General features: G+C 61.8%; 4 protein-coding genes. All 4 read right to left on the bottom strand.

Annotation, left to right across the window (positions count from 1 at the left end; genetic code table 11):
* The coding region (locus HX846_RS21755) for a Sir2 family NAD-dependent protein deacetylase (RefSeq protein WP_306173134.1) at positions 1 to 221 on the bottom strand (221 nt) is incomplete at its 3' end.
* 14 nt (positions 222 to 235) lie between these two features.
* Entirely contained in the window at positions 236 to 676 is a 441-nt protein-coding gene (locus tag HX846_RS21760) for a CBS domain-containing protein (protein ID WP_003211614.1), read from the bottom strand.
* 135 nt (positions 677 to 811) lie between these two features.
* On the bottom strand, positions 812 to 2,761 hold the full coding sequence (locus tag HX846_RS21765; RefSeq protein ID WP_178966073.1) for a DNA topoisomerase III: 1,950 nt from the start codon (positions 2,759 to 2,761) through the stop codon (positions 812 to 814).
* Between the two features lie 235 nt (positions 2,762 to 2,996).
* A partial coding sequence (locus HX846_RS21770) for an MFS transporter (protein WP_178966074.1) occupies positions 2,997 to 4,221 on the bottom strand: 1,225 nt, incomplete at its 5' end.

Here is a 4,221-nt window from a genome sequence, read left to right on the forward strand (position 1 = left end):
GCCCGCGCCCAGTAGCGGCGGCGCGCCTGCGGGGTTGCCAGGAACTCCTGGTACATCATCGGCGCCTTGCCCCGGCGCACGCCTTCGCTGTCGCGATAATCGGGAATCCCCGAAGAGGTGCTGATACCCGCACCGGTCAGCACCAGGAAGCGCCGTTCGGCCATGGCCCGGTGCAGGTTGTCGAGCTGGTTATCGACTTGATGTTGCAGGGTATCGAGCATGGGGTCCCCAATGATTATTCGCCGCGAATGTACTGCTCCAGCTGTTTGATCAGGTCGGCCTGTTCGGCAATCGCTTCCTTGACCAGGTCGCCGATGGACAGCAGGCCAAGGAGCTCGCCGTTCTCCACCACAGGCAGGTGCCGCAGATGTCGGTCGGTCATGATCGTCATGCACGTCTCGACAGTCTGGTGAGTGTCGACGGTGATCACCGGTGAATTCATGATCTCGTGGGCTTTGGTCGTCACCGAAGACAATCCATGGAGGATGACCTTACGGGCATAGTCTCGTTCACTGATGATGCCCACCACCTTGCCGTCCTGGAGCACTGGCAAGGCCCCGACGTTTTTCGAAGCCATCACGATCAAGGCCTCAAATACCGTATGGTCGTGGGGGATGGTGTGGACTTGATGGTTATGCTGGTCTTTGGACTTCAGCACTTGGGCAACGGTTTTCATGGAGGCCACTCCGGTGTTGTTATTGTTGGGAGGTTAGCAGGCCCTACAGAATCCTGGATGGCCTGCAGCAGGGCAAGGTCCAAAGCGGCATACATCCCGTCGAAAAACGTCATTGTCGCGATTTCTTAGTGCTTCTCAGCCTTTGTTTGCCGGTTTCGCCGCCCGCTTCGGGCTGGTGGCCGTCTTGCGCTTGGCCGGTTTGCGTTTGTTTTTCCACGGTGTGGCGCCACGGCCGGCCGGGCTGGCCGGGCCGCTGATGGTCAGGCGCATGCCAGTGCAGCGGGTCACCTGTTTGCTCATCCATGCCGCCTGTTTGGCGACGAACTCTTCCAGGCTCATCTCGCCGCTTTGTACCATGTCCAGTGCCTGCTCCCAGATAGCGGTGGTACCGGGGTCGGCAATTGCCCGTGGCACTGCATCAATCAGGCTGAAAGCGGCGGGTGTTGCCGACAGCGCCTTGCCGTTTTTCACCAGGTAGCCGCGGTCCAGCAGGCCCTGGATGATCCCGGCGCGGGTGGCTTCGGTGCCGATCCCGGTGGTGTCCTTTAGCTTTTGCTTGAGCAGCGGGTCTTCCACCAGCTTGGCGACGTTTTTCATCGCCTTGATCAGGTCGCCTTCGGTGAAGGGTTTGGGTGGCTGGGTCCACAGGTCCTTGAGGTTGACCTTGACCACGGCGTAGTCCTGCCCCTGAACCAGTTTTGGCAAGGACTGCGGCGCAGGTGCTTCACGGCCCTTGGCCGGCGCCAATGCTTCCGGCAATGCGCGTTTCCAGCCAGGCTCGACGATGACTTTGCCAACTGCCCGCAGGGCTTCCCCGGCGCAGTCGAAGTCTGCCTGGGTGCGGTCGTATTCGTGATTGGGCAGGAACTGCGCGAGATAGCGGGCGCGAATCAGGGTGTATACCGCGCGATGCTTGCCCGTCAATTGCCCGACATCCTTGCCGGCGCCGGTGGGAATGATGCCGTGGTGAGCGCTGACCTTGGCGTCGTTCCAGGCTCGGGAGCGCCGCTTCGGGTCGATGTGTGGCATCAATTCATTCACCGCCGGATCGGCCCGCCCCAGCGCCGCGAGGATTTTCGGCGCGTCGCCGTGCTGGCTCAGGGGCAGGTAGCCGCAATCGCTGCGGGGGTAAGTGATGACCTTGTGGGTTTCGTAGAGCGACTGCGCAACATCCAGGGTTTCCTGGGCGCCGAGGCCAAGCTTTTTCGAGCAGATTTCCTGCAGGGTGCCGAGGTCGAAGGGCAGGGGCGCGACGTCGCGCATGCGCTCGGTACGCAGTTTGACCAGCCGGGCGCTGGCTGCGTTGCTCATGGCATTGGCGGCGTCCCGGGCAAGCTGCGGATTGAGGCAGCGGCCCTGATCGTCACAGGCGTCTTCTGTTGCGCGCCACTGCGCCGTAAAGGTGATGTCGTCGTGGAGCAGATCCACATCGATGGCCCAATAAGCGACGGGTACAAAGTCGGCAATGCTGCGGTCCCGGTCTACCACCAGGCGCAGGGTCGGGGTTTGCACACGCCCAACCGGCAACACGCCCTGATAACCGGACTGTTGGCCCAGCAGGGTAAACAGGCGGCTCATGTTCATCCCGATCAGCCAGTCGGCACGGGAGCGGCCAAGGGCCGAATGGTAGAGGCTGAAGGTTTCAGCACCGGGCTTCAACGAGGCCAGGGCCTTGCGGATCGACGCGTCGTCGAGCGCCGAGAGCCATAGCCGCTGGATGGGGCCGCGATAACGGCAATGCTCCACCAGCTCACGGGCGATCATCTCGCCCTCACGGTCGGCATCGGTGGCGATCACCAGTTCCTGGGCTTCCCCCAGCAGACGCTTGACCGCCTTGAACTGGCTGGCAGTCTTGGGCTTGACCAGCATCTTCCACTTTTCGGGGATGATCGGCAGGTCGGCCAGCACCCAGCGCTTGTACTTGGCGTCGTAGCTGTCGGGCGGGGCGGTTTCCAGCAGGTGGCCGATGCACCAGGTCACCGTCACGCCTGAACCCAGCCAACAACCGTCGCCACGCCGGGTCGCGCCGAGCACGGCGGCGATATCCTTGGCCTGGGACGGTTTTTCACAGAGGAACAGCCGCATGGTCACCACATTCGCTACGCAATTGAATGGGGAGCAGGATGAGCAATAAATCAGAATTGGGCAACTTTTATCTGGATGGATATACAGCAATTTGTGTGTCTGGTGCTAAACCCAATGTGGGAGCGGGCTTGCTCGCGAACGCGGTGTATCAGTCAACCTATCCGGCGACTGACACCCCGCTTTCGCGAGCAAGCCCGCTCCCACACTGAAACTCCAGCGTCGGCCGGATCGACGTTTAGTTATTGTCGATATCGACGTTCTTGGTTTCTTTCAGGCAAATCAGCCCCACGATCAGGCTCACCCCGGTAATGACCACCGGGTACCACAGCCCATAGAAAATATCCCCGGTGTACACCACCAGCGCAAACGACACCGTCGGCAGGAACCCACCAAACCAGCCATTCCCGATGTGGTATGGCAGCGACAGCGAGGTGTAGCGGATGCGTGTCGGGAACAGCTCCACCATCAGCGCTGCCAGCGGGCCGTAGCACATGGCGGCGATCAGGATCAGCGCGACGATCAGCACCACCACCATGGTTTTGTTGACCTGGGCCACATCAGCCGATTGCGGATAACCCGCCAGGGTCACCGCGCCTTTCAGGGCGGCTTCGTCGTAACCGTCGATACGCACATCACCCACGCTCACCTGCACCGCGCTGCCCGCCGGGGCGGCCGCGCTTTCGTACGGCAGGCCCTGTTTCACCAGGAAGGTCTTGACCTTGTCGCACGGGCTGTCAAAACGCGCCTTGCCCACCGGGTCGAACTGGAAGGTGCAGGTGGCCGGGTCTGCCAATACGGTGATCGGCGACTGGCGGCTGGCGTGGTCCATCGCCGGGTTGGTGTAGTGCGCCAGGCCCTTGAAGATCGGGAAGTACAGCGCGGTGGCCAGCAGCAGGCCGACCATCAACACCGGCTTGCGCCCCAGCTTGTCCGAAAGCCAGCCGAAGAAGATGAAGAACGGCGCACCAATCACCACGCTGATGATCAGCAGCATGTTGGCCAGTGCCGGATCCATCTTCAAAAACTGTGTGAGGAAGAACAGCACATAAAACTGCGCGGCATAGAACGTCACTGCCTGGCCGGCGTTGATGCTGAACAGCGCAATCAGCACGATCTTGAGGTTTTCCCATTTGCCGAACGACTCGCGGATCGGCGCCTTGCTGGCCTTGCCTTCCTCTTTCATTTTCAGGAACGCCGGCGACTCGTGCAGGCTCAGGCGGATCCAGGTGGAGATGCCCAACAGCACGATCGACAGCAGGAACGGCAGGCGCCAGCCCCACACTTCGAATTGGTCGCCGGTGAAGTAACGGCACGCCAGCACCACCAGCAACGACAGCAGCAGGCCGAGGGTCGCGGTGGATTGAATCCAGCTGGTGTGGAAGCCGCGTTTGCCCGCCGGGGCGTGCTCGGCCACATAGGTGGCTGCGCCGCCGTACTCGCCGCCCAGCGCCAGGCCCTGG

The organism is Pseudomonas sp. K5002 (genome assembly GCF_013386655.1).
In the GTDB taxonomy this organism is placed as follows: domain Bacteria; phylum Pseudomonadota; class Gammaproteobacteria; order Pseudomonadales; family Pseudomonadaceae; genus Aquipseudomonas.

What these genes read in the sequence shown, in the direction of transcription:
- HX846_RS21765 (WP_178966073.1), bottom strand. Translation starts at nt 2,761, where the DNA reads ATGCGGCTGTTCCTCTGTGAAAAACCGTCCCAGGCCAAGGATATCGCC.
- HX846_RS21760 (WP_003211614.1), bottom strand. Translation starts at nt 676, where the DNA reads ATGAAAACCGTTGCCCAAGTGCTGAAGTCCAAAGACCAGCATAACCAT.